This window comes from Serratia sp. JSRIV006 (assembly GCF_019968685.1).
Classification (GTDB): Bacteria; Pseudomonadota; Gammaproteobacteria; order Enterobacterales; family Enterobacteriaceae; genus Chania; species Chania fonticola_B.
In genome coordinates this window covers 2,942,051-2,966,213 of the sequence record NZ_CP074137.1, presented here as the reverse complement: position 1 = coordinate 2,966,213, position 24,163 = coordinate 2,942,051, and the positions used below count along the sequence as shown (strand labels likewise).

21 protein-coding genes are annotated in these 24,163 nt (G+C 55.1%); 5 read left to right on the top strand and 16 right to left on the bottom strand.

Annotated elements, in window-relative coordinates; translation table 11 throughout:
- The first annotated feature begins 44 nt into the window (after positions 1-44).
- Complete coding sequence (locus KGP16_RS13705; protein ID WP_059200902.1) at positions 45-461, top strand: hypothetical protein; 417 nt, start codon at positions 45-47, stop codon at positions 459-461.
- 31 nt (positions 462-492) lie between these two features.
- Here KGP16_RS13705 and KGP16_RS13700 read toward each other — a convergent pair whose 3' ends face one another.
- Positions 493-1,884 (bottom strand): amino acid permease, encoded by a 1,392-nt coding sequence (locus tag KGP16_RS13700; RefSeq protein WP_223499861.1) that lies wholly within the window; start codon positions 1,882-1,884, stop codon positions 493-495.
- Between the two features lie 229 nt (positions 1,885-2,113).
- Complete coding sequence (gene ydgH, locus KGP16_RS13695) at positions 2,114-3,064, bottom strand: DUF1471 family protein YdgH (RefSeq protein WP_021177865.1); 951 nt, start codon at positions 3,062-3,064, stop codon at positions 2,114-2,116.
- 538 nt (positions 3,065-3,602) lie between these two features.
- On the opposite strand from ydgH, the gene pntA reads away from it, so the two are divergent.
- On the top strand, positions 3,603-5,129 hold the full coding sequence (pntA, locus tag KGP16_RS13690; RefSeq protein WP_223499860.1) for a Re/Si-specific NAD(P)(+) transhydrogenase subunit alpha: 1,527 nt from the start codon (positions 3,603-3,605) through the stop codon (positions 5,127-5,129).
- A gap of 12 nt (positions 5,130-5,141) precedes the next feature.
- The gene (gene pntB, locus KGP16_RS13685) at positions 5,142-6,533 is read left to right on the top strand and encodes a Re/Si-specific NAD(P)(+) transhydrogenase subunit beta (protein WP_021177867.1); all 1,392 of its coding nucleotides are present in this window, start codon (positions 5,142-5,144) and stop codon (positions 6,531-6,533) included.
- A gap of 424 nt (positions 6,534-6,957) precedes the next feature.
- Here pntB and araD read toward each other — a convergent pair whose 3' ends face one another.
- From araD to KGP16_RS13625, 12 genes are all read right to left on the bottom strand, one after another.
- A complete protein-coding gene (gene araD, locus KGP16_RS13680) occupies positions 6,958-7,659 on the bottom strand; it encodes an L-ribulose-5-phosphate 4-epimerase (RefSeq protein WP_223499859.1) in 702 nt (233 codons plus the stop codon).
- Positions 7,653-8,513, bottom strand: coding sequence for an L-ribulose-5-phosphate 3-epimerase (locus KGP16_RS13675; protein WP_223499858.1), 861 nt, complete (start codon positions 8,511-8,513; stop codon positions 7,653-7,655). The genes araD and KGP16_RS13675 overlap by 7 nt, the downstream gene beginning before the upstream one ends.
- A 1-nt stretch (position 8,514) precedes the next feature.
- Positions 8,515-9,171, bottom strand: coding sequence for a 3-keto-L-gulonate-6-phosphate decarboxylase UlaD (ulaD, locus tag KGP16_RS13670; RefSeq protein WP_223499857.1), 657 nt, complete (start codon positions 9,169-9,171; stop codon positions 8,515-8,517).
- Entirely contained in the window at positions 9,168-10,661 is a 1,494-nt protein-coding gene (locus KGP16_RS13665; protein ID WP_223499856.1) for an FGGY-family carbohydrate kinase, read from the bottom strand. The genes ulaD and KGP16_RS13665 overlap by 4 nt, the downstream gene beginning before the upstream one ends.
- Positions 10,658-11,956 carry an MFS transporter gene (locus KGP16_RS13660; protein ID WP_223499855.1) on the bottom strand — a complete coding sequence of 433 codons (1,299 nt, stop codon included), beginning with the start codon at positions 11,954-11,956 and terminating at the stop codon, positions 10,658-10,660. The genes KGP16_RS13665 and KGP16_RS13660 overlap by 4 nt, the downstream gene beginning before the upstream one ends.
- Before the next feature lie 82 nt (positions 11,957-12,038).
- Positions 12,039-13,031: a DUF4862 family protein gene (locus tag KGP16_RS13655; protein ID WP_223499854.1), complete on the bottom strand. Its 993-nt coding sequence runs from the start codon at positions 13,029-13,031 to the stop codon at positions 12,039-12,041.
- Between the two features lie 61 nt (positions 13,032-13,092).
- Complete coding sequence (locus KGP16_RS13650; RefSeq protein WP_223499853.1) at positions 13,093-13,572, bottom strand: YhcH/YjgK/YiaL family protein; 480 nt, start codon at positions 13,570-13,572, stop codon at positions 13,093-13,095.
- Positions 13,573-13,582: 10 nt separating this feature from the next.
- Complete coding sequence (yiaK, locus tag KGP16_RS13645) at positions 13,583-14,581, bottom strand: 3-dehydro-L-gulonate 2-dehydrogenase (RefSeq protein ID WP_223499852.1); 999 nt, start codon at positions 14,579-14,581, stop codon at positions 13,583-13,585.
- 256 nt (positions 14,582-14,837) lie between these two features.
- Positions 14,838-15,686, bottom strand: a complete 849-nt coding sequence (locus tag KGP16_RS13640) for an SMP-30/gluconolactonase/LRE family protein (RefSeq protein ID WP_071683471.1) — start codon at positions 15,684-15,686, stop codon at positions 14,838-14,840.
- A gap of 13 nt (positions 15,687-15,699) precedes the next feature.
- Complete coding sequence (locus KGP16_RS13635; RefSeq protein ID WP_021806488.1) at positions 15,700-16,800, bottom strand: substrate-binding domain-containing protein; 1,101 nt, start codon at positions 16,798-16,800, stop codon at positions 15,700-15,702.
- A gap of 14 nt (positions 16,801-16,814) precedes the next feature.
- The gene (locus tag KGP16_RS13630) at positions 16,815-17,900 is read right to left on the bottom strand and encodes an ABC transporter permease (RefSeq protein ID WP_059200894.1); all 1,086 of its coding nucleotides are present in this window, start codon (positions 17,898-17,900) and stop codon (positions 16,815-16,817) included.
- Positions 17,890-19,431, bottom strand: coding sequence for a sugar ABC transporter ATP-binding protein (locus KGP16_RS13625; RefSeq protein WP_037375957.1), 1,542 nt, complete (start codon positions 19,429-19,431; stop codon positions 17,890-17,892). The genes KGP16_RS13630 and KGP16_RS13625 overlap by 11 nt, the downstream gene beginning before the upstream one ends.
- A 373-nt stretch (positions 19,432-19,804) precedes the next feature.
- On the opposite strand from KGP16_RS13625, the gene KGP16_RS13620 reads away from it, so the two are divergent.
- Positions 19,805-20,623 (top strand): IclR family transcriptional regulator, encoded by an 819-nt coding sequence (locus KGP16_RS13620; protein ID WP_021806485.1) that lies wholly within the window; start codon positions 19,805-19,807, stop codon positions 20,621-20,623.
- A gap of 155 nt (positions 20,624-20,778) precedes the next feature.
- Positions 20,779-21,972, top strand: coding sequence for an enoyl-ACP reductase FabV (gene fabV / locus KGP16_RS13615; RefSeq protein WP_021177880.1), 1,194 nt, complete (start codon positions 20,779-20,781; stop codon positions 21,970-21,972).
- Positions 21,973-22,036: 64 nt separating this feature from the next.
- On the opposite strand, the gene uspE is transcribed toward fabV, so the two are convergent.
- Together uspE and KGP16_RS13605 are read right to left on the bottom strand one after the other, a co-directional pair.
- Positions 22,037-22,999: a universal stress protein UspE gene (gene uspE / locus KGP16_RS13610; RefSeq protein WP_021806484.1), complete on the bottom strand. Its 963-nt coding sequence runs from the start codon at positions 22,997-22,999 to the stop codon at positions 22,037-22,039.
- Between the two features lie 126 nt (positions 23,000-23,125).
- On the bottom strand, positions 23,126-23,890 hold the full coding sequence (locus KGP16_RS13605) for an FNR family transcription factor (RefSeq protein ID WP_223499851.1): 765 nt from the start codon (positions 23,888-23,890) through the stop codon (positions 23,126-23,128).
- Positions 23,891-24,163 lie beyond the last annotated feature (273 nt).

Below are 24,163 nucleotides of genomic sequence, written 5' to 3'. Positions count from 1 at the left end.
CCATCGATAACATTTCAGCACTGGCCACCAGAAGGGTAACGAAGATGAACAACGATCATCTTGCATTCGTCGCGCGCAGTGAGAGAGTCTGTTTTGACTACACCCATTTTTTATCTGCTTCCTGCAAGAAGCAGTGGCGCTTTATAGATGCAATCTATGGTGTGATGCCCATTTTTGGCATGGTCGTGAAATCGCGCGTGGCAGACTCACGCTCGCGTCAGGATCAGTTGAAAGAGTTGGCGTTACAGGTGGTTTCGACGCAGGTCAGCGATGAGGTCAATATTATTCGCCTGATCGATCTGGCTCGGCAGCAGCGTTTGGTGGTGTTTGATATTCAACTGCCGTATCCGCTGGCGGCGGAGCAGTTGGACGCCATTGAGAAAAAGTGCGGCGAATCAGTGCTAGTGACGCAGGTGGGTGAGAGGATCACCATTAACGCCCAACCGGTGCCTGGCAATTAACCGGGTGAGGTCACCCGGTTAATGGAGTCGATCAATGCAACATAAACCATCCGGCCGGGAGGGTTGCAGCCAACAGCAGCATAACGGTGCCTTTCTCTAGTCGGTTGAGCAATTTCACCTCCTGATGTCCACTGCGGGCATACATAAACACCAGCAAGCCAGGTGCATACAGCAGCACCGACATCAACAGGTGCATCAGACCTGAAGCATAGAGTAGCCACAGCCCATACAGGCAGGCACCGCTGGCGGCGAAAATCAGCCGCTTATCCTGCCGCTGACGGGCCACCTTGAACAGGAAGGCTCCCACCAGGAAATACGGCACCAGGATCATCTCGGAAGCGATGGTCAGCAGCGAATTGTAGTTGCTGCCGGTCAGCCAGATAATTACCAGCGCAATTTGCACCGCACCATTGGTCAACCACAAAGAGGCTGACGGGGCGTGGTTCTGGTTTTGCTTGCGGAAAATTTTGGGGAATGCGCCGTGTTGAGCGGCCAGCAGAGGCACTTCGGCCGCCATGATGGTCCAGCTCAGGTAGGCCCCGCAAACCGAAACGATCAGGCCAGTGGCGATGATCACATCACCCCAAGGGCCGATCAGGTCAACCATTAGCACCGCCATTGACGGGTTGCGCATTTCAGCCAGCTCACTGCGTGGCACCACGCCGAGCGACAGCAGGGTGATCACCAGATACACCGCTAAAGCGGAAATCACGGCCTGCATGGTGGCGCGGCCAACGTCCTTTTTCTGCCTGGCGCGGGCGGAAACTACTACGGCTCCTTCAACACCGATAAACACCCACAGGGTGATCAGCATGGTGTCTTTAACCTGCTGCCAAACTGGCGTACCAAGAGCAACGCCGTGGAAATCCAGCGTGAAGGTATCCATGCGGAACGCGATAGCGGCCAGCACGGCAAACAGGCCGAGCGGCAGCAACTTGGCGAGGGTGGCTACCAGATTGATACTGGCCGCCGTTTGCACGCCGCGCAATACCAAGGCGTGGACGATCCACAGCAACAAGGATTCGGCGATCAACGCCTGCCAGGTGTTGCCATCGCCCAGGATCACCGTGCCGCTGCGGTCTGTAAACAGGCTTAGTGCAGCAAACACGATCACCAGATAAGAAACGTTGGCGATCACCGCACACAGCCAGTAACCCCACGCAGAGCAGAAGCCCACCAGTTCGCCAAAGCCTTCTTTGGCGTAGGTGAAGATGCCACCATCCAGGTCGGGGCGCAGGCGGGTCAGTAACAGCATGGCAAACGCCAGGAACAGAATGCCGACGCCGGTGATGGCCCAACCAATCAGCAAGGCCGCCGGGCTGGCAACCTCGGCCATATTCTGCGGCAGGCTAAAGACGCCTGCGCCCAGCATTGAGCTGAGCACCAAGGCGGTTAACGCGGTAAGACCAAGTTTTCTTTCCAATGATGGATCCCGAGACAGAATAAACAACTATGCGTTCCGTGCAGGCCAGCCATAACGTCATGGCAATTACCGCAAGGGCAGGTAATGAAGCTAAAAATTGGCGCAAATTCTAAGGGGAGATGCTTGCAGATGCAATGATTGGTTATGCGCAATGGATAAAAACTTATTCAGCAGCGGCATAAAAAAAGGCTGCACGGTGGCAGCCCTTCGATCAAGGTGACAGCTGGGATTATTTGAACAGATCTGCGCTGACGGTCAGGTTGCCGCCGCTCTTGTTCTGCCACTGGCGGGTCACATGGTAGTACTTGGCGCCTTTCTCTGCGGCACGTTTCGCCACTTCGGTAGAGACGTCGGTCATGCTGTTGAAGTGGCCGGTAAAGGTCACGGAATCAAACGGCACCATCTGCGCGGCGGTGACGTTATTCACTTCCTGAATTTTTGTGCCGTTCGGCAAGGTTACAGTGTAACGCTGGCCGGTAGAGGTTTGAGTTTCGAAGAAGCGGCCAACGTCGCGGGCTGGCGAGCCGGAAGAGGCAACGCCAGGGATCTCGACCTTGGCGGCTTCTGCACCACCAGCAGCCAACATGGCTTTACCGGCTTCAGAATCGGCAGGTACGGCATCCGGGCTCTGCACCACACGCTTCGGCGCATCGGCTTTATAGATGTAAGCGGTGATGAACTGGTTGCCGCCCTGGTTGGCATCCACCTGACGCACGATAAAGAACGAGGCAGCGCCTTTCTTCTGTGCGGCTTTGGAGATGGCGTCGTTGATGTCTGGCTGGCTGCGGTAGAAGCCGCTGACGGTGACGGTATCGTAAGGCTCAAGCAGGAAGGCTTCGTCTTTCGGCAGTTCTTTCACGCCGTTAATCACGCGGTATTTGGTCTCTTTGCTGACTTCTGGGGCATCTTTATGATAGACGTCTGCGGTGACGCGCCAGTTGCCGCCATTGTTGCTGTTGTTGATGTCCTGGATATAGAAGGCATCGGCCCCCATTTTATCTGCACGGCGGGATACGGCATCGGCAGCTTCGTTGATGGCAATAAAACGGCCGGTAATGGTGATGCGATCAAACGGCTTGATGGCCGCTGCTTTCTCAGGAGTTAACTCTTGCGCGGCATGCACAGACAGCGCAGTAAGTGATAACAAGGCTGATGCGATGATCGTGGTCTTCAGCTTCATAAAAAATCCTTTCGCCAAGCGCAGTAACGTTTATAACGTGCTGAACAGTTTAGGTGTAATTCAGCCGCAGATTATGCCATGTAACCTTGGCAGGTGTCTCAGCATTTTATGTGATGCGATGCGACAAAGCCGAGCCACACTAGATGAGCCACATTGAGCCAACAGGTTATAAGTTTCAATAATAAAGCGTTTAATCTCATTAATGTTAATTATTCACAATTTTATAACTTTTATGCTCGCTGTCCGCGGCTGACAGGAAATGGCTTAGGGCGGGTTCTGCACAATAGTGCGTTGAAAAGGGCCTTCCAGGCAGTTTTTGCATCCAGATTTGAGATTTGTCATAGCCTTAGCTGCATTTTTATGTAAAAACTGACGGGTAAACGTAAGCAATTATGGATCATCGATCACATTTTCAGTAGGTTATAGGTGGCACCTTAATTTGCTGACAGGCAAGGCTGATAAAAAACTTGCCAGCCGGTGCTATCGCTATGGGTAACACGATAATAAACATCATCAGAACAGGTGAGAAGGGAACATTATGCGTATTGGTGTACCAAGAGAACGGTTGGCCAATGAAGCCCGAGTTGCAGCAACGCCGAAAACGGTAGAACAACTGCTGAAACTGGGCTTTACCGTCGCGATCGAAAGCGCGGCGGGAAAACTGGCAAGCTTTGAAGATGCAGCTTATCAAGCCGCAGGGGCGACAATTACCGATACAGCCGATGTGTGGCAATCGGATCTGATCCTGAAGGTTAACGCACCTCTTGAGGAAGAAATTGCGTTAATGCGTGAAGGCAGTACGTTAGTCAGCTTTATCTGGCCGGCACAAAACCCAGAATTGATGGCGAAGCTGGCGGCCCGCAACGTGACCGCTATGGCCATGGATTCCGTGCCACGTATTTCACGTGCGCAGTCCATGGATGCTCTGAGCTCAATGGCCAATATCGCCGGTTATCGCGCTATCGTTGAGGCGGCGCACGAATTCGGGCGTTTCTTCACCGGCCAGATCACCGCCGCCGGTAAAGTTCCCCCGGCCAAAGTGATGATCATTGGTGCTGGGGTTGCTGGCTTGGCCGCTATCGGTGCGGCTGGTAGCCTGGGGGCGATCGTTCGCGCCTTCGACACCCGCCCGGAAGTGAAAGAGCAAGTGCAGAGTATGGGCGCAGAATTCCTCGAGCTGGACTTTGAGGAAGAAGCAGGCAGCGGCGATGGCTATGCCAAAGTGATGTCTGAAGCCTTTATCAAAGCGGAAATGGCGCTGTTTGCCGCTCAGGCAGAGGAAGTGGACATTATCGTCACCACGGCGCTGATCCCTGGCCGCCCGGCACCAAAGCTTATTACCAAAGAGATGGTGGCTTCCATGAAGCCGGGCAGCGTGATTGTCGATCTGGCCGCGCAAACCGGTGGCAACTGTGAGCTGACCGTGGCCGATCAGGTGACCGTTACCGAAAACGGCGTGAAGATTATCGGTTATACCGATCTGCCAAGCCGCTTGCCGACGCAGTCCTCACAGCTATACGGCACCAACCTGGTGAACCTGCTGAAGCTGTTGTCGAAAGAGAAAAACGGCGAAATCAATATCGATTTCGAAGACACCGTGATCCGCTGCGTGACCGTAGTTCGCGATGGCGAAGTTACCTGGCCAGCACCGCCGATCCAGGTCTCCGCCCAGCCTAAGCAGGCTGCCGCCGCGCCAATCGAGAAAGTTGAAAAGAAACCAACCTCACCAATGGTGAAATACGGTCTGATCGCACTGGCGATCATCCTGTTCGGTTGGTTTGCCAATTCGGCACCGAAAGAATTCCTGTCTCACTTTACCGTGTTTGCGCTGGCCTGCGTGGTAGGTTACTACGTGGTCTGGAACGTCAGCCATGCATTGCATACCCCGTTGATGTCGGTCACCAACGCGATCTCAGGGATTATCGTGGTCGGTGCGTTGTTGCAGATTGGTCATGGCGGCTGGGTGAGTTTCCTCTCCTTTGTCGCGGTACTGATCGCCAGCATCAACATTTTTGGTGGATTCACCGTCACTCAGCGCATGCTGAAGATGTTCCGCAAAAACTAAGGGGTAGCAAAAATGTCTGGTGGATTAGTTACAGCTGCATACATTGTTGCCGCTATTCTGTTTATTTTCAGCCTGGCCGGTCTTTCGCGCCATGAAACGTCCAAGCAGGGTAACCTGTTCGGCGTGGCCGGGATGGCGATCGCGCTGATCGCCACCATCCTCGGGCCGGATTCCGGTAACGTGGGCTGGATCATTATCGCGATGATCATCGGTGGTTCCATTGGCGTGTATCTGGCCAAGAAGGTCGAAATGACCGAAATGCCGGAACTGGTGGCGGTGCTGCACAGCTTCGTGGGTCTGGCTGCGGTGCTGGTTGGCTTCAACAGCTACCTGGATCATGGCACGGTCGCCATGGAACCGGTGATGGAAAATATCCATCTTACCGAAGTGTTCCTCGGCATCTTCATCGGTGCGGTGACCTTTACCGGTTCTATCGTGGCCTTTGGCAAACTGCGCGGCATTATCTCTTCCAAGCCGCTGATGTTGCCTAACCGTCACAAGCTGAACCTGGCTGCCCTGGTGGTTTCCTTCCTGCTGATGGTGCTGTTCGTGCGTACCAACAGCGTTGGTTGGGAAGTGTTCGCACTGTTGATCATGACCGTGATTGCTCTTGGCTTCGGCTGGCATCTGGTTGCATCAATCGGTGGGGCTGACATGCCGGTGGTGGTATCAATGCTGAACTCCTACTCCGGTTGGGCAGCGGCGGCGGCAGGCTTTATGCTGAGCAACGACCTGCTGATCGTGACCGGTGCGCTGGTCGGTTCTTCCGGTGCGATCCTGTCGTACATCATGTGTAAGGCGATGAACCGTTCGTTTATCAGCGTGATTGCCGGTGGTTTTGGTACCGATGGTTCCTCAACCGGCGACGCAGAAGAAATGGGCGAATACCGCGAAACCACGGCGGAAGAAGTGGCTGAACAGCTGCGTAACTCCACCTCGGTGATCATCACCCCAGGCTACGGCATGGCGGTGGCGCAGGCGCAGTATCCGGTAGCGGAAATCACCGAGAAGCTGCGTGCGCGTGGCATCAAGGTGCGCTTTGGTATTCACCCGGTGGCGGGGCGTTTACCGGGCCACATGAACGTGCTGCTGGCGGAAGCCCGTGTGCCGTACGATGTGGTGCTGGAAATGGACGAAATCAACGATGACTTCCCGGACACCGATACCGTCCTGGTCATTGGTGCCAACGACACGGTGAACCCGGCGGCGTTGGAAGATCCGCGCAGCCCAATTGCTGGTATGCCGGTGCTGGAAGTGTGGAAAGCGCAAAACGTTATCGCGTTCAAACGCTCGATGAATACCGGCTATGCCGGTGTGCAGAACCCGCTGTTCTTTAAAGAGAACACCCAGATGCTGTTTGGCGATGCCAAGGCCAGCGTGGAAGCGATCCTGCGCGCGCTGTAATATCACTGTAGGAAAAACACAATGCCAGCCACTTCTCAGTGGCTGGCATTTTTTATCGAACTGACCCCTCACCCTAACCCTCTCCCACAGGGAGAGGGGACCGATCGAGTTGGGCTGAAAGTGTAGTAACTCACTTTGAATGAGGACCGATCGAGTGTGTTTGAAATGGTAGTAACTCACTTTGAATGAGGACCGATCGAGTGTGTTTGAAATGGTAGTAACCCACTTTGAATGAGGACCGATCGAGTGTGTTTGAAATGGTATTAACCCACTTTGAATGAGGACCGATCGAGTGTGTTTGAAATGGTAGTCATTCACTTTGAAGGAGGAGCGATCGAGTTTGCTGAGATGACCTCTTTACTTCCAAAAGCGCAGGGGCTAACAGCTCCCTCTCCCTGTGGGAGAGGGTTGGGGTGAGGGGATGCTATTGGCCGTAATAGGCGTTCTTGCCGTGCTTGCGCAGGTAATGCTTATCCAACAGCACCTGCTGCATGTTGCCAATCCCCGGCGACAACTGCCGCGAAAAAATCCCCATATAAGCAATTTCTTCCAGTACGACCGCGTTGTGCACTGCGTCATGCGCATCCTTACCCCAGGCAAACGGCCCATGGGCATTGACCAGCACCGCCGGAATGGCGCTTGGGCTGATGCCGCGCTGGCGGAAGGTTTCAATAATCACCTTGCCGGTATCCAGTTCATAATCGTGCTCGATCTCGTCTGCGGTCATCAACCGGGTGCAAGGGATCGCGCCGTAGAAATAGTCGGCATGAGTGGTCCCCCAGGCAGGGATATCCAACCCGGCCTGTGCCCAGATAGTGGCATGGCGTGAATGGGTATGCACGATGCCGCCGATGTCAGCAAACTCGCGGTACAGCGCCAAATGGGTAGCGGTATCTGAAGAAGGCTTCTTGTTACCCTCAACTCGTTGTCCATCGGCCAGATTGACTACCACCATATCCTCCACCTGCATATGCGCATATTCCACGCCGGAAGGCTTGATCACCACCAATCCGCGTTCACGGTCAACGGCACTGACGTTGCCCCAGGTAAAGGTCACCAGCTTGTGGCGCGGAAGGTCGAGGTTGGCCTCCAATACCTGCTGTTTAAGCTGTGGCAGAGTTAGCATGTCATTCCTCCTTGCTGCATTTGTTGTTCAATCCAACGGCGGGCTTGCACGATCTCGGCAACCGGTTCGTCGGCCTTTTCGGTCCACATCTCAATCAGGAAAGCGCCGCGATAGTTGAGCTGGTTCAGCGTGCGGAACAGGGCGACAAAATCCACACAGCCTTCACCGAATGGCACATCGCGGAACTGACCCGGTGACGTCTCAGTGACCGGGAAGGTGTCTTTGAGGTGAATGGCAGCGATGCGGTCAATGCCGAGCTGCAATTCTTGCGCGACGTCGTTACCCCAGGCGCTAAGGTTGCCAACGTCTGGATATACCGTGAACCAAGGGGAAGCCAGTAGGGAGTCCCAGCTTTTCCACTTGCTGATGGAACTCATGAATTCGGTATCCATGATTTCGACCGCCAGCATCACCTGTGCGGCAGCGGCACGTCCCACCGCCCATTGCATACCCTCGGTAAAGCGGGCGAGAGTTCCTTCGTCCTGCTGCTCGTAATAAACGTCATAACCCGCCAACTGAATGGTGCGAATGCCAACGTCTTTGGCCAGTTGGATAGCCTGTTCCATGATCAGATAAGCCTGTTGCCGCGTGGCTTCGTCATGGCTGCCGAACGGGAAGCGGCGATGGCCGGAAAGGCACATCGAGGGGATGCTGATGCCGGTTTCCAACATGGCGCTGACCAGCGAAAGACGCTGCTCTTTGCTCCAGCTCAGACGTGCCAGCCGTTCATCACTTTCATCGATCGACATCTCGACAAAATCAAAGCCGCAGGCCTTGGCCAATGCCAGCCGCTCTGGCCAGCTCAGGTGTTTCGGCAGCGCTTTTTCGTAAATTCCCAACGGATGCTGGCGCATATCAAGATCTCCAAATGTCATCAATGGCGGTATGAAACTGACGTGCGGCCACCACCGGATCGGCAGCCTCGGCCAGCGCACGCCCGGCAATAAACGCCGTCACGGCGATGTCTTTAAACAGCGGCAAATCGGCCGGGACGATCCCGCCGGTAACCGAAAGCTCAATCCCCAGATCGGACAGCGCCTTCATGGTGTCCAGATCCTGTTGACCCCAGGTTTGCCCGCTGGCCTGAGCATCGCGGCCACGATGGTAAATCGCCTGTTTGATACCCAGATCGCGCCAGGCTTTGGCATCTTCCAGCGTCCAGCGGCCAAACAGTTCGATCTGGATTTCGCCCCGGTAGCGTTCGGCCACCTCCAGCGCGCTAGCCATGGTGGCTAGGGGAGCTGCACATATCACGGTCATCCAGTCGGCGCCCTGCGAAAAAGCCTGTTCGGCCAGAGTTGCTCCGGCATCGGCCACCTTCAGATCGGCGACCAGCGTATGTTGCGGGCAACGTTCACGCAGGGCGCCCACTGCCTGGATCCCGGCGCTGATGCATAAAATGGTGCCTGCCTCGATGATGTCGACGTACGGATGCAAACGGTCGACCGTTTGCAGAGCGGCATCCAGCCGGGTGTGATCGAGAGCCAGTTGCAGGCGCGGTTTGATGGTCATAAAGCCTCCTTAAAGTCGCCGTGTTGCAGCGTTTGTAGCGTGGCAACCAGCGCCTGATAACGTTGGTATTTGCGGTGGTAAACATCCTGAGCAGCGGGATCTGGCAGAACGGTTTCGATGCGTGGAGCCAATGCCCGCTGCGCGGCGGCAAAGTCGCTAAAAGCGCCGGTACCCACCATGGCGGCCATCGCCGCGCCCAGACAGCCGGTTTCTTCCACCTGCGGCAGCTCGACCGGTAAGCCGCTGACGTCGGCAAACATTTGCATCCAGGGGGCCGATTTAGCTGGCCCCCCGGTGACGCGCAGTGCCTTGGTCTGGGGGAAACGTTGCCGCATACGGTTCAGGTGGGTCATATGGCAGAACACCACGCCCTCGAAAATCGCCTGGACCAGATGTTCGCGCTGATGGAAGGCCTGGATGCCGTAGAAGCTGGCACTCAATCCCAGCCCGGCGTTGGAGCCATAAAGGAAGGGGGCAAACAGCAACTGGCTGCCAGCCTTGGGCAGGTCTGCCACCCAGCGGTTGAGCTGCGCGTAGTCGTGCAGGTCCCATTGCTGGCAAAACCACTCCAGATTGGCAGCGGAGGTAGGGCTGGCTTCGTGGACGATGTATTTGCCTTGCTCGGCGTGGCGGCCATAAACGAACGGATAGCCGGAGTCGGAAGCGATCGTTGCGGTTATCCCACTGGTGACCGACCAGGTGCCCATCACCGCGTTGAGTCGGGTTTCATCCTGCAGCCCGGCACAGAGTGCGGTGGATACCACGTCAAACAAACCGCCCACCACCGGGGTGCCGATTGGCAAGCCGGTGAGCGCCGCGGCTTCAGCACTAACGCGCCCGGCGACCTCGGCAGAACCGACAATTGGCGGTAGGGCTGTCACGATCTCGTCGATGCCAAGCAACTGTGCCAGTGCCGGGTCATAACAGCCGCGCTCCATCTGATACAGGTTGGATTCGGAGATATTGGTTTCTTCACCGGCCAGTTCACCCGTCAGGCAATAGCGCAGATAATCATGTGCCATCAGCACGCTGCCGATCTGGACGTAGCGCTCGGGTTGATGCTGCTTGATCCAGCGCAGCAACGAAACCGGATGGCCGGTCCATAGCGTCTGGCGAGTCTGCTCGTACAGCGCTTGCGGCATGCCCGCTTGTTGCCAGGCCATCACCTGTGCCAGTGCCCGCTGATCGGAAGACAGAATGGCGTTACCCAGCGGTTTTCCCTGTTTATCCAACAGGAACACGCCTTTGCCCTGGGCCGAAATCCCCAGCCCGTGAACGGCTGCCGCGGCGACATCGTTATGTTCCAACACCTCGCGGATCACGCTGGCGGCGGTTTGCCATAGTGCGGGCATATCCCGTTCCGCCCAGCCAGGCTGTGGGGCGACGATCGCCAAATTACGGCGAGCAATGCCCAGTTCTTTACCTTCGGCGTTATACAATCCGGCCTTGATAAAGGTGCCGCCGCAATCGAGCCCGAGCCAGTATTTCATTGCTCGCTCCCGGCGACCTGGTCGCACCTGTTTGGCAACATCAGCGCCAGCATTGCGGCGATCGCCAGTGAGGCTGCCAGGCTATAAACACCAACGTCCTTGTTGAACAGAGTGATCAGCACGCCGACCATATAGGGGCCGCAGAAACCGCCAAGATTGCCCAAGGCATTGATCACACCGCGTGCGCCACCGGCCACTTCAGCGTTGAATAATTTGGGGGGAATAGTCCAGAACACGCCTGCGGCCGCCTGAATAAACACGCCGCAACCGACTAACGCGGCATAAGACCACCAGATGTGATCTTTCAGCAGTACGGAAAGCGCCATGCAAATAGCAAAGCAGGCCAGCGGCAGGGCAACGAACACTTTGCGTTTACCGGTGCGATCGGACAAGGTGGAAACGATCAGCATGCCGAGAATGGCGCCAATGTAGGGCAGCACGGCAAGCCAGCCCACCTGTTCCATATTGCCGTTGGTCAGGCCCTTCAGAATGGTGGGCAGCCACAGGGTGTAGCCGTAGATCCCGGTTTGGTAGAAGAAGTTAACCAGGATCAGTTGCCACATGATCCGGTCGCCCAGCACGCGCCGCAGCGAAGCATTGCGCACCGTTTTGCCTTTGATCAGCAACTGTTCGTCATGCAGGGTTTTGATCAGGTAGTCTTTTTCAGCCTGTGAGATCCACTTGGCTTCCTGTGGGCGGTTGCTGATGGTGAAACACCATAACGCCATCACCACCAGTGATAGACCACCTTCTACCAGGAACAGCATGCGCCAGTCCCAGGCGGTGATGATCCAGCCGGATAGCGGGGCGGTGAGGATACCGGCGATCGGCACGAACATGATCACGATGGCATTGGCGCGGCCACGTTCCTTGTCCGGGAACCAGTTGCTGATCATGGTCAGCACTACCGGTAGCATACCGCCTTCTGAAACACCCAGGGCAAAGCGCAGGAACAGCAGTTGGTATTGATTGGTCACCAAACCGGTCAGCACCGAGATCACCGCCCAGGCCAGCAGCGACCAGCCAATAAACTTTTTGCCGTTACCGTTAACCGCCAGCTTGCCGCCGGGCACTTGCAGGAACAGATAACCGATGAAGAAGATGCCGCCCGCCAAGCCGGCCATGGAGGCGGTGATCCCCAATTCGGCGTCCATGCCGCCAGGCATGGCGAAGGCGATATTAACGCGGTCCATATAAGAAATAATGCAGGTGATCAGAATAGGCGGCACAATTCTCAGCCAGCGTAATTTGGGTATGGCCTGACTTTGGCTAACAGCAACAGAAGCAGTATTCATGTTATTGATACCTTCGCATAAGTAGGGGGCTCGGAATAAATCCGTATTATTGTTTACCGTTTCATAGGTATTATTTGATGTTCTATCTTATTGGTGTTGTGATTAGGCCACTGCTTAACGCCAGGGCGTTGATACCATCCTTGATAATAGCGATCCTTTGTTCGACACTCTCTTGTGCCGAGGTGGACAGTAATTTGATACCTGCATAGTTTAATTCTGCCAGCGGAGCCTGATTAAATAATTGCCGAGCACTGTCCAGCGTCATTAATGATTCATGGCAAACATAATGGCTCCCATCGAATGGGGCAAAGGGCGCATGCGTATCCTCCCATTCGCCATAAGCACCGTGGCTGGCGGTGCCGGAGAACATCAGGGCGCTTAATAACCCTGCCTGTTGACACTGTTTCACCTGTTGTAAAGGCAGGAGGTCATTATGCCCCTCAATAGCAGAGCGGCCCCAGTTGATGGCCAGGGTTAGCGTATCGCCAAAGTGGCGGTTAATCGCCTGTGCCGCGATGATCTCATCTTCCAGCGTCAGGAAACCTTTGCGTGGCATGGGCCCTGTCAGCGCATCGCAGTGCTCAATCACCAAATCGCATTCCCAGTGCCAACCGGCAATGTCTTCCAACGAGGCAATGAAGGCCTGCCGCGCCGCGGCACTGTCTTTTTCCTGCCGGTTGGGGGCCGATTGAAGCTCCAGGGCTACCACCTGTTGGCGACCGGCGCGATCGTTGGTGCGCTTAACTTTGTCATGTATTGAACGGATATAATCCACCGCTGCCTGGCGCTCCTCCTCATTACGGGCGGCGAGGCCAAAATCCCGCCCGCTGCCGCGTCGTTGCATGGTCCCCATTACTGCTGTAAGCACCAGTTGCCAGTGGCTGGGGATCTGCTTAAGCAAGAAATCGTCACCATAAGGATGCAGTTCGTCCAGGCAAGGCTGCTCCAGCCCACGGATCAGCGGCAGTTCAGCCAGCCGGCCCCAGAATTGAACTTCCTTCTCACGTTCGAGCTGATGAAATGAAGGGGCGCAAGGATAAGCACCAATAATAAAGCCCGGCGTTGTGTTTTCCATATTTTTCACCTGATATTATCGCAATCAATGAAACGGCTAAATTCACGTTATGAGACAGTCTTTAATTCATCGTGCTGGAAAGTAATGTTATCGGTATTTTCACTACCACCTTTCTGATATCGCAGGGCGTTTGATTAATACAGGCAGGGCGATGGATATCCTGCGGATAAAATACCGCAAAATTACCGGGCTGCATGGTTAACCAGGATTCGTCTTCTACGTCCTGATAGAAAATAATGTCACGCTGCGCTAATAATTCCTGATGAATAACGTTATTTCCTCTGTCTGCCGCAACGCCTATTAATTCAGTGCCGCTTACCAGGAACTGCACGTCGATATTTTTACGGTGTACTTCAGGGCGCAACTCATCTTTATGTTGCGTGTGAAGATCCAGCACCTGCACTACATAACCGGTTTGCGGATCCTCATAACGCCCGGCAGACAGAATGGTAAAGTCGGTGTTCTGCAAATAGGCCACGGCTTTGGCAATCGCCGGGGGGTAGTGTTCTGCTGCCGTATGGGCAATATGGCCGAAGATCATAAACAGCTCCTTAAAGTGCCTTAATGCGGGCCCAGACGCGATCGTCTACCGGGATGCCATCGCGTTGATTTTCGGCGCGGACGTGCGGGAAGCGGTGGCCTGGCAAGCGAATGGCGACTTCTGGGTTATCACGCTCGGCGCTGGTAACGTAATCCATTATGCGCTGCAGCTTTTCATCACGGGTTTTGCCGTCGATCAGGCGGTCGATCTCAATGGCGATAAACACCTGCGAAATGCCGTATTCATCACGGTTATCTTCGGTAACTTCTGCGACTGATGAACCGCCAGAGAGCAGGGTAGCGATCATATCCAGCACTATCGACAGCGCAGACCCCTTCCAATAGCCCATTGGCAAGATACGCCGATTTTCCTCAATGGTGGCCGGATCGCGCGTCAGGTTGCCGTCGTTATCGAATCCGCCGTCTACCGCCAGTTTTTTGCCCGCCAGGCGATTCATTTCCAGCGCGCCGTAGGAGAACATCGACATCGACATATCTACCATGGTGATCGGGTTACTTGGCACGGCGACGATCAACGGGTTAGTGCCGATACGGCACTCTTTAGCCCCCCAAGGCGGCATGACGGCGATCGAGTTAGTCCAGCAAATGCCGATATAGCCTTGTTCTGCAGCTTGCCAGCCGTAACCTCCGCCACGCATCCAGTGGTTGGCATTACGCAACGCTACCAGGCCAATCCCGTGTTGATCCGCCAATAGCATGGCACGATCCATCATCTTACGGGCGGTGAGGTTGCCAATGCCCTGATGGGCATCCCACTGTTCGATGGCGCCTAACGACAGTAGCTTGCTCGGTTCGGCGTCAGGCACGATATCACCTGCGTCCAACTGCTGAATGAAACGTGGGAAGCGGTTGATCCCGTGGGAATAGACGCCGCTTTCGGTGGTATCCGCAAACAGAGTAGCACACTCATCTGCCGTGGTTTCCGCCACTCCCCGTGCCAGCAACACGCGTTTGAATTGCTGCTTTAATTCGGTATAGCTCACTCTCATACTGCTTCTCCCTTATGGTGAATTGAGTGTTTTATGTTCTCTTGATTTCATTATGCGAAATTGCATTTCAAATAAATGCTATACCCCTGTCGGGATGAAGTCAAAGCCAGAGTGAAGTAAATATTTATTGAAAAACAATCAGTTAAATTAACCTGGTGATTATGTGATCGGCAACACAGTTTGAGGGTAATGACGTGCTACAGACGTGACAAAGCAGGGAGAGGCGAACTCCCCCTGCGTGATGGCCAGCCCATGATTACCCGTGGGTATTCAGGACAATGCAGTACAGCGATGTGGTGGCGGTAATGTAGAGCTCATTGCCTTCCGGCCCGCCGAAGGTACAGTTGGAAACGCACTCCGGCACCGGGATTTTGCCAATTTGTTCCCCTTGAGGATTAAAGATAATCACGCCATCGGCACAGCTGCAAAACAGATTACCGGCGCTATCCAGGCAGAAGCCGTCCGGGATCCCCGGTGCGACCTGGGCAAAATGCCTGCCAGCCTTCAACTCCCGTCCTTCCACCTGATACACCCGCAGTTCGCGACGTCCAAGAGTAGGGAAGTCAATAATCGACATATCCGCCACGTACAGCAGGCTTTCATCCGGAGAGAAGGCCAGGCCGTTGGGCCGCTGCAGATCGCTGGCGGCAATGTTCAGCGAGCCATCACGGGGATCGAAGCAATACAGATAGCAGCCGATCACCTGGCTTTCCGACTTGTAGCCCTCTTCATCGCCGATGATGCCGTACGGCGGATCGGTAAACCATAATGTGCCGTCGGAGCGCACCACGATGTCGTTTGGTGAGTTGAAGCGTTTGCCGTCCACCCGGTCGACCAGCAGTTGGACACTGCCGTCGTGCTCGGTGCGGCTGATACCCCGTCGCCCATGTTCACAGCTGATGACACGCCCCTCGGCATCACGGGCGTTACCGTTGGCATAGTTGGATGCCGCTCGCCATACGCTGAGCTCGCCATTGCGGGCCCAGCGGAACATGCGGTTGCCTTTCACATCGCTGAATACCACCGCATCCTGCTGTGGTAGCCATACCGGGCCTTCGGCCCAAACGGCGGGGGAACACAAACGTTCCAGTCGTTGTTCGATCATCTCAGCCTCCTGATTACTTCACACCCCAAATCGTTTTGTAATGCCCCTGATAGTCATTTTGTGGGTCATACATGTTATTTGGGCCACCGTCATTGGCGATATTCTCGCGGGTGACCAGATGGGCCGGAGTCACGTAACCGGAAGGTGCCTGCTTGGCGAAGGCACGGTTAAACTCATCCAGCAACTGCCAGCCGTGCAGTTTCAGCGGCTCGGGCACGGTGGCCGACTGGCTGTCACCGGAACGAATGCGTTGATAGGCAGAAATAGAGCCGTCACCGGCCGAGATATTAAACGGCGCATTGCTTCCGCCTTTACCGGCAGTTTTCAGCGCCGGAGCCATAAAATCGAAATACAAATCGTTGATTGCCAGCGCGTACTGGAACTTGTCACCGTATTTCTGCAACAGGCTGAAGGTCATGGCTGGCATGCGGCTGGCGGTATCTGCCAGCGGGGTGTCGATAAATTCCACCAGTTTACAGCCGCTGCATTTGGCCACTTCTTCTTTCATCACGTTGGCCTTGTCCAGCGCGATTTGGTACAGCGAATCGGTAAAGATCAGCACGCTGGCCTGCCCACCGGATTTCACGACCGCGTACTGTGCGGCGATGCGTGCTACCTCATTGGAATCGGAAGTGACGTTATAAAACACATCGTATTTGGCGATGGGGCCGGGCTCCGGCACCGCGTGCCAGGCCGTCAGAACGATCCCCTGAGCCACCGCCTTTTTCAGCGGGATTTTAGCCACGTTGGGGTTCCAGCCGCCGATCACGATCCCGTCCGGCTTTTGGGCAATGGCCTGATTCAGCGACGACAGTTGGTCTTTCACCGAACCACCGCCGTCCAGCGTTTCCAACTGCCAGCCCGCCACCTTGGCTGCTTCGCTCAGCCCTTGTTGCACTCCTTGCACGCCGCCGTTCTTCATGTCAGAGGCAATAAAGATGATTTTCTTGTTCGCCTGCAGCTGCGGCCCGCTGGTAGGGCCATCCCATTGGGTACTGCTGGCAGTGGCTTTGGCTACCGCCGCCGTGGCCTGATCGAGATAGGCATCTGCCCAGGCCGGTGAGGTGGCCAACAGCAGAGTGGTGATCCCGGGCAAAATCCAACAATGTTTCATGGCTGTGCTCCTGATTAAGGATTGATCGCTTTTTGGTTGTTGTTGTCGGCAGATGCCGCCTGACTGCGTTGTACTGCTTTCTGATTAAGTAACCGACGGCGTTGGGCATAGCCCGCCAGCGTGATGGACAGCAGCAGCGTCGCGCCGTTGAATAACGGTTCGACCCAGAACTCCCCACCAAACTGCTGGATCCCCGCGATGCCGATCGCCAGAATGGCAATGCCGACCACGGTGCCCCAGACGTTCACTCGGCCTGGACGAATGGTGGTACTGCCGAGAAATGCCCCCACCAGGGCGGGTAACAGGTAATCCATCCCGACGCTGGCCTGGCCCACCCCCTGTTCAGCAGCGATCAGCACGCCGCTAAAACCGGTGAGCACGCTCGAGGCGATAAAGGCGCCAATGGTGAAGCGATTGACCGAAATACCGTTGAGCCGCGCCGCAGCCGGATTGCCGCCTACCGCATACATGCACCGGCCCAGCGGGGTATGTTCGGTGATCAGCCACAGGATGACGGCGACGATCAGCACGTAGAAGGCCACAATCGGGATCCCGGCGATTTCGGTGTGATGCAGGGCGATAAAGGCGTCGGGCAGGTCGCCGACAATCTGCCGCCCGCCGGAGTGCCATAGCGCCAGCGCATACAGCACGGTGCCTGAACCCAGGGTGGCCACGAAGCTGTCGATATCCGCCAGCGCTACCAGGATGCCGTTAAGCAGGCCGTACAGCGCGGAAATGACCAGCACGGTCAGCACCGCCATCTGCCAGGAGAAGCCATATTCCACCTGTAAGGTGATCGCCAGAATGTGCCACAGTACGATACCGAAACCGACGTTCAGGTCGATCTTGCCGACGATCATCGGAATGGTGGCCGCCAGCGCCAGCAGGGCGATCTTGGCCTTGCTGGAGAGGATCGCCTGTACCGTCAGCATCGAGGCGAACGACGGCGTGGTGAGCGAGAAGACGATCACCAACGCAATACACAGCAGCAGCAGGCCATAACGGGTAATGATTTGCATCAGCCATGGGCCAACGCCGTCCTGTCCCAGGCTGACGCGCTGTTCCAGCGCCGTTGATTTGACGGACGTTTTATTCGACATGGTATTCCTCCACAACGGCTTCCCCAGCGCTGGCAGAGGCCAGCTCCAATAAATTGGCGAACGAGACTTGTTGGTTCTTCAATTCGCCCACCACTTTCCCCCGGTTAAACACCAGGGCGCGGTTACAGATATGCGCGATCTCTTCAAAATCGTTGGAGATCACCAATACCGCCACGCCGGCTGCCAGGGATTTATTTAACAGATGATAGATTTCGGCGCGGGCGCCCACGTCAACCCCGGCAGTAGGGTCTTCCAGGATCAGCAACGGTGCCGCAAGATGCATCCAGCGGGCCATCACCACTTTTTGCTGATTGCCGCCGGACAGGGCGCTGATATCGATATTGACGTCTTTGGGCCGCACGTCGAACAGCTGCACCTTCCACCAACTGGCACCGATTTCGGCTCGGCGGCTATAGCGCGAGAACAGCTTATGGCCGCTGGCGCAGGGGTTGATAAACAGGTTTTCCCGTACGCTCATCGACATCACCAGGCTTTCGCCGGTGCGATCGCCAGCGACAAGCGACACTCCACAGGCCATAGCCTGCTGCGGCGTGGTGGCTGAGTAAGGTTTATCGCGAAACTGGATTTCTCCGCTGTCCCGTTGGCGCAGGCCAAACAGCAGGCGGCCAATCTCCTCCTGGCCAGCGCCGCGTAGCCCGGCAAGAGCGAGCATTTCACCCGGCTGCAATTCAAAGCTGACCGGGCCGATATCCCCGACGGTGATGTTATGCAGTTGCAATACCGGCGGCTGGTGCTGCGGCAGCGGTTCACGCTGATCTTCCGCCATCGCTTCACCCACGATCATCTGCACCAGATCGCGCAGGGAATAATCGGCGGTATTGCCCCCGGCAACGTAGCGCCCGTCACGCATCACGCAAACCCGATCGGCAATTTCAATCACTTCATCCAGGCGATGGGTGACGTAAATCATGCCGACCTTTTTGGCACGCAGCCGGTTGATCACCGCAAACAGGTGGCGTACGTCGTTGGCGGGTAGGGAAGCGGTAGGTTCATCCAGCACCAGCAGTTCGGCATTCACCGCCACCGCCCTGGCAATGGCCAGCAATGACTTTTCCGTGCGGGAAAGCTCAAATACACGTGCGTCTGGGTCCAGGGCAATCCCCACATCCTGCAAGGCTTCCAGCGCACGGCGGCGAATGGCTCGCCAGTCGATCAGCCCGAAACGGCGGGGAAACCCCATCACCAGCGCCATGTTTTCCGCTACCGTCATCCATTCAATCAGGCCCAGATCCTGATGGATAAAGGCAATCGGCTGGCGGCTATCACTTTTAATCGCCGCCGCCGAGGCAATGCTGTTACCTTGAAAGTGGATATCGCCGCCATCGCGGGGATACACTCCAGCCAGGACTTTGATCAACGTGGATTTACCCGCGCCGTTTTCCCCTAGCAGCGCCAGCACTTCGCCGGGCATCACCTGCAGGCTGACGTCGTTAACCGCGATGTTGCCGCCAAAACGCTTGACGATATGGCTGAGCGTAAGAATGGGTTGATCCGCATTGCCTTGAGTCATGTGATGCGCCCCTGTGTCGGTTCGCGCAATTAGCGCGATGCCAATAAGTGAACTGCTGCTGTTTAAAACAACCCTAAATTTCATTATACGAAATCAGATTTCAAAAATGATATGCCTAACGTCGAGCTAAAGCAAAGCCGGGACGGTTTTAATTCTCCTTAATAAACAAAAGATTATTTTTAATTTTGTCAATTTGTGACGCACAACTCACTTATAAGGTTGCCGGAATGTTGCGGGTTTTAACCTCACTACTGAAAATGATACGGCGTTCCAACTTCACCTGATGCGGCCCTTGGAGTAACATTCTCCTCCAGTAGGTCCGCTTCTTACGCCGTGGCAACGGCTGGCGGCTCAACAATGGAGAGACTTCGCTATGAGCCTGAAAGCTGTTGACGAAAAAGATGACAAAAAAGACAAACCCCTGGGCAGCCAAAGCCTGTTTCGTGGTTTGCAGCTGATTGAAATATTGAGCAATTTCCCTAATGGCTGCCCGCTGGCGCACCTGTCTGAGCTGGCCGAGATGAACAAAAGCACCGTGCATCGCCTGTTACAAGGGCTGCATACCAGTGGCTATGTCACGCAGGCGCCCTCCCCAGGCAGTTACCGCCTGACCACCAAATTTATTTCTATTGGTCAAAAGGCGCTTTCCTCATTGAACATCATCCACGTGGCTGCGCCGCATTTGGAGCAGTTGAACCTGGAAGTGGGGGAAACGGTCAACTTCTCCAGCCGGGAAGACGATCATGTGATCCTGATCTACAAGTTGGAACCGACCACCGGCATGATGCGTACCCGTGCCTATATCGGCCAGCATATGCCGCTGTACTGTTCGGCGATGGGTAAAATTTTTATGGCCTATGGCAAGAGCGACTATCCGGATCACTATTGGCAAACCCATCAGCAGGAGATCCAGGTACTGACGCGTAATACCATTACCGAATTGCCGAAGATGTATGAGGAGTTGGCGGATATCCGCAAGCAGGGCGTGGCGATGGATCGCGAAGAAAACGAGCTGGGCGTGTCCTGTATTGCTGCCCCGGTGTTCGATATTCAGCAACGGGTGCCTTATTCCGTTTCGGTTTCGCTGCCTACGGCCAAGCTGCAACAGGTTGGCGTAGAGTCGTTGATGAAACCGCTGCTGGAGACCACGCGGCGCATCTCTCAGGAATTGGGGTTTGTGACGCAGGAGTGATTTTGCTAAACAAGGCAGATCCCTGACGGAATTTGTGCTTAATTTAACAAGATTTGCGCAACATTTGTGCAATCTAACACATCAGATCACAAAAAAGGGACACAATGAGTTATCTTATGTCCCGATTTCATCCCTTTAACGGATCCTAGACCCATATGATTATCAAACCTAAGGTTCGCGGCTTTATCTGCACCACCACTCATCCGGTCGGTTGTGAAGCCAATGTTCGTCGTCAGATTGCCTACACCAAGGCACAGGGCAAGATTGCCAATGGCCCTAAACGTGTGCTGGTGATCGGTGCATCTACCGGTTATGGTCTGGCTTCCCGTATTGCCACCGCCTTTGGCAGCGACGCTGCCACCATTGGCGTATTCTTCGAGAAAGCGGGCAGCGAAAGCAAAACCGCCACCGCTGGCTGGTACAACTCGGCCGCTTTCGATAAAGCCGCTAAAGAAGCTGGCCTGTACGCGAAAAGCGTTAATGGCGATGCCTTCTCCAACGAATGCCGTGCCAAGGTGATTGAGCTGATCAAAGCTGACCTGGGCCAAATTGATTTGGTGGTTTACTCACTGGCTTCGCCGGTGCGTAAAATGCCAGATACCGGCGAAGTAGTGCGTTCCGCACTGAAGCCAATCGGTGAGGTTTATACCACCACCGCTATCGACACCAACAAAGACCAAATCATCACCGCTACGGTTGAACCGGCGAGCGAAGAAGAGATCCAGAACACCATCACCGTGATGGGCGGCCAGGATTGGGAACTGTGGATGTCGGCTTTGGAAGAAGCGGGCGTGCTGGCCGAAGGTGCCAAGTCCGTTGCTTACTCGTATATCGGTACCGACCTGACCTGGCCAATCTACTGGCACGGTACGCTGGGCCGCGCCAAAGAAGATTTGGATCGTGCAGCTACCGCTATTCGTGGCGATCTGGCTGCCAAGGGCGGCACCGCACACGTTGCCGTGCTGAAGTCCGTGGTCACTCAAGCTTCTTCGGCCATTCCGGTAATGCCGCTGTATATCTCCATGGCCTTCAAGATCATGAAAGAGAAGGGCATTCACGAAGGCTGCATGGAACAGGTTTCCCGTTTGATGCACACCCGTCTGTACGGCGAAGAGATGCCGCTGGACGATCATGCCCGTATCCGTATGGATGACTGGGAACTGCGTGATGATGTGCAGCAGGCCTGCCGCGATCTGTGGCCGTCAATCACTTCGGAAAACCTGAGTGAACTGACCGATTACACCGGCTACAAGCAGGAGTTCCTGCGCCTGTTCGGTTTTGGTCTGGAAGAAGTGGACTATGACGCGGACGTTAATCCAGACGTACGTTTCGATGTGGTAGAGCTTTAATTTCCTACCCCAGAAAGTTAAACAGGGCCCGATTGGGCCCTGTTTGTTTTATAACGCACCGAAATCAATCCTCATCGTCGTGCTCGTCGTCTTCATCCATCACGATCGGGCAGTCGAAGTCATCCGGCTTGAGCACCAGCAGGTCACATTTCAGATGGTCGATCACCTGTTCCGCGGTATTGCCAATAAACGCGGCAGAAATACCGGTGCGCCCCAAGCTACCTAACACCACCACGCCCGCTTGCAAATGCTCGGCCAAATCCGGGATCACCTCCTCCGGTAGGCCTTTCTCCACGTGGGTGAACTCTTCGTTGATGTGGAATTTTTGCCTTAACGCCTTCATGGCGATCAGGTGCTGCCCGCGGATTGCATCGTTATAGATGCTGGGATCAAAATCGGGCAGTTCAATGGCTATATTGATCGGAGTAACCGGGTAGGCACCCACCAGGTGTACTTCGGTTTGATCGACGTTTTGCGCCAGTTCGAGCGTTTCTTGCACCAGCCGGATATTGAGTGGGTCATGATAAGGCTCTTCGCTGGAGAGGTTGACCGCCACCAACGCTTTACCCCCTTCAGGCCAGGGTTGGTCTTTCACCATCCACACCGGGCAAGGGCATTTGCGCAGCAGATGCCAGTCCGTCGGGGTGAAAATCACGGATTCCAGCCTGTCGTGCTGATGGGCCATTTTCAACAGCAAATCGTGCTTGCCGCTCAGCACTTCCTGAATGATCGCCTCATAGGGACGATTGTGCCACACCACTTTGATTTCAATGGGGACACCGTCTTCAAGATAGAAGCGGCATTGCTCTTTAATCCACGCCGCCCGTTGGCTAATCACCCCTTGCCGCATCGCCGTTCTTTCGTCAGGGGAAAGCAGGGTGGTCATTTCGTAAGAGAAATCATAGATAGGAAGGAAGGCCTTAATCCGCCCGCCGTTCCGCTTGATCAGGTAAACTGCCCGGCGCAGCGCCGGTTGATCGTCCTGATTGGGGTCAATAGCCACCAGTAGATTCTGATACTTCGCCATAGGGCCTCCTTACAGCTGTAGATCAACAGTCTGTTCACATACAGAGTAACCCAACATTGAAAAACAGAACAGCGGCAGAGGGGGGCTGGGCCAACAATTTCAGCGAATTATTGGCCCAGTAGGGGATCAGGCGCTTACGGAGACGTTGATGCGTGCGGCACCCGCCAGTTGTGACAGGGCGTCTGCGTTTTCGATGGTGATGTATTTGCCTTTCACGCTGAGGATTTCGCTTTTCTGGAAACGCCCCAACAGGCGGCTGATGGTTTCCACCGTCAGGCCCAGATAGTTGCCGATATCGCCACGGGTCATGGTCAAACGGAACTCACGCGGTGAGAAGCCACGTTCGGCAAAGCGGTGCGACAGGTTATAGACGAAAGCGGCCAGGCGCTCTTCGGCGTTCTTCTTCGACAGCAGCAGGATCATATCCTGGTCGCCTTTGATCTCACCGCTCATCAAACGCATGATTTGATGGCGCAGATTAGGCATTTTGCCCGAGAGATCGTCCAGCGTTTCAAACGGGATTTCACAGACCATGGAGGTTTCCAGCGCCTGAGCGAAGCTTGGGTGCTTCAGGCCACCGATGGCGTCAAAGCCCACCAGATCGCCCGCCAGGTGGAAGCCGGTAATTTGTTCGTCACCCTGTTCGGTGATGGTGTAGCTTTTGATGGTCCCGGAGCGGATGGCGTACAGTGATTTCAGTTCGTCACCGGCTTTAAACAGCGTTTGGCCTTTCTGGATCGGCTTTTTCCTCTCGATGATGTTGTCGAGTTGGTCCAGCTCATGCGTATTCAGCGTAAAAGGAATACACAATTGGCTGATGCTACAGTCTTGGCAATGGATCGCACAACCACCAGACTGGATACGACGAATCACGCGTTTTTCCGGGATCATAGATTAAGCTCACGCAATAATTGATATGAGTCAATTTTAACATCTTTTGCGGCAGGTGATAAGTACAGCAAGAACAACAATGGCGACATTTTGTGTGATTTTTAAATAGGACTATTGCTCATCATTCCGTAGCATACTGATGTTTAGTGATTTATTGACTTCGGGAAAGGCTGGCTGATATTGACTAAAACCATATGAAAAACGAATAAATCTCGCATTATCATCGGCTTTCTGCGATTAGTCTTATCGATTGTAGGGGCATAGGTGGGCAGA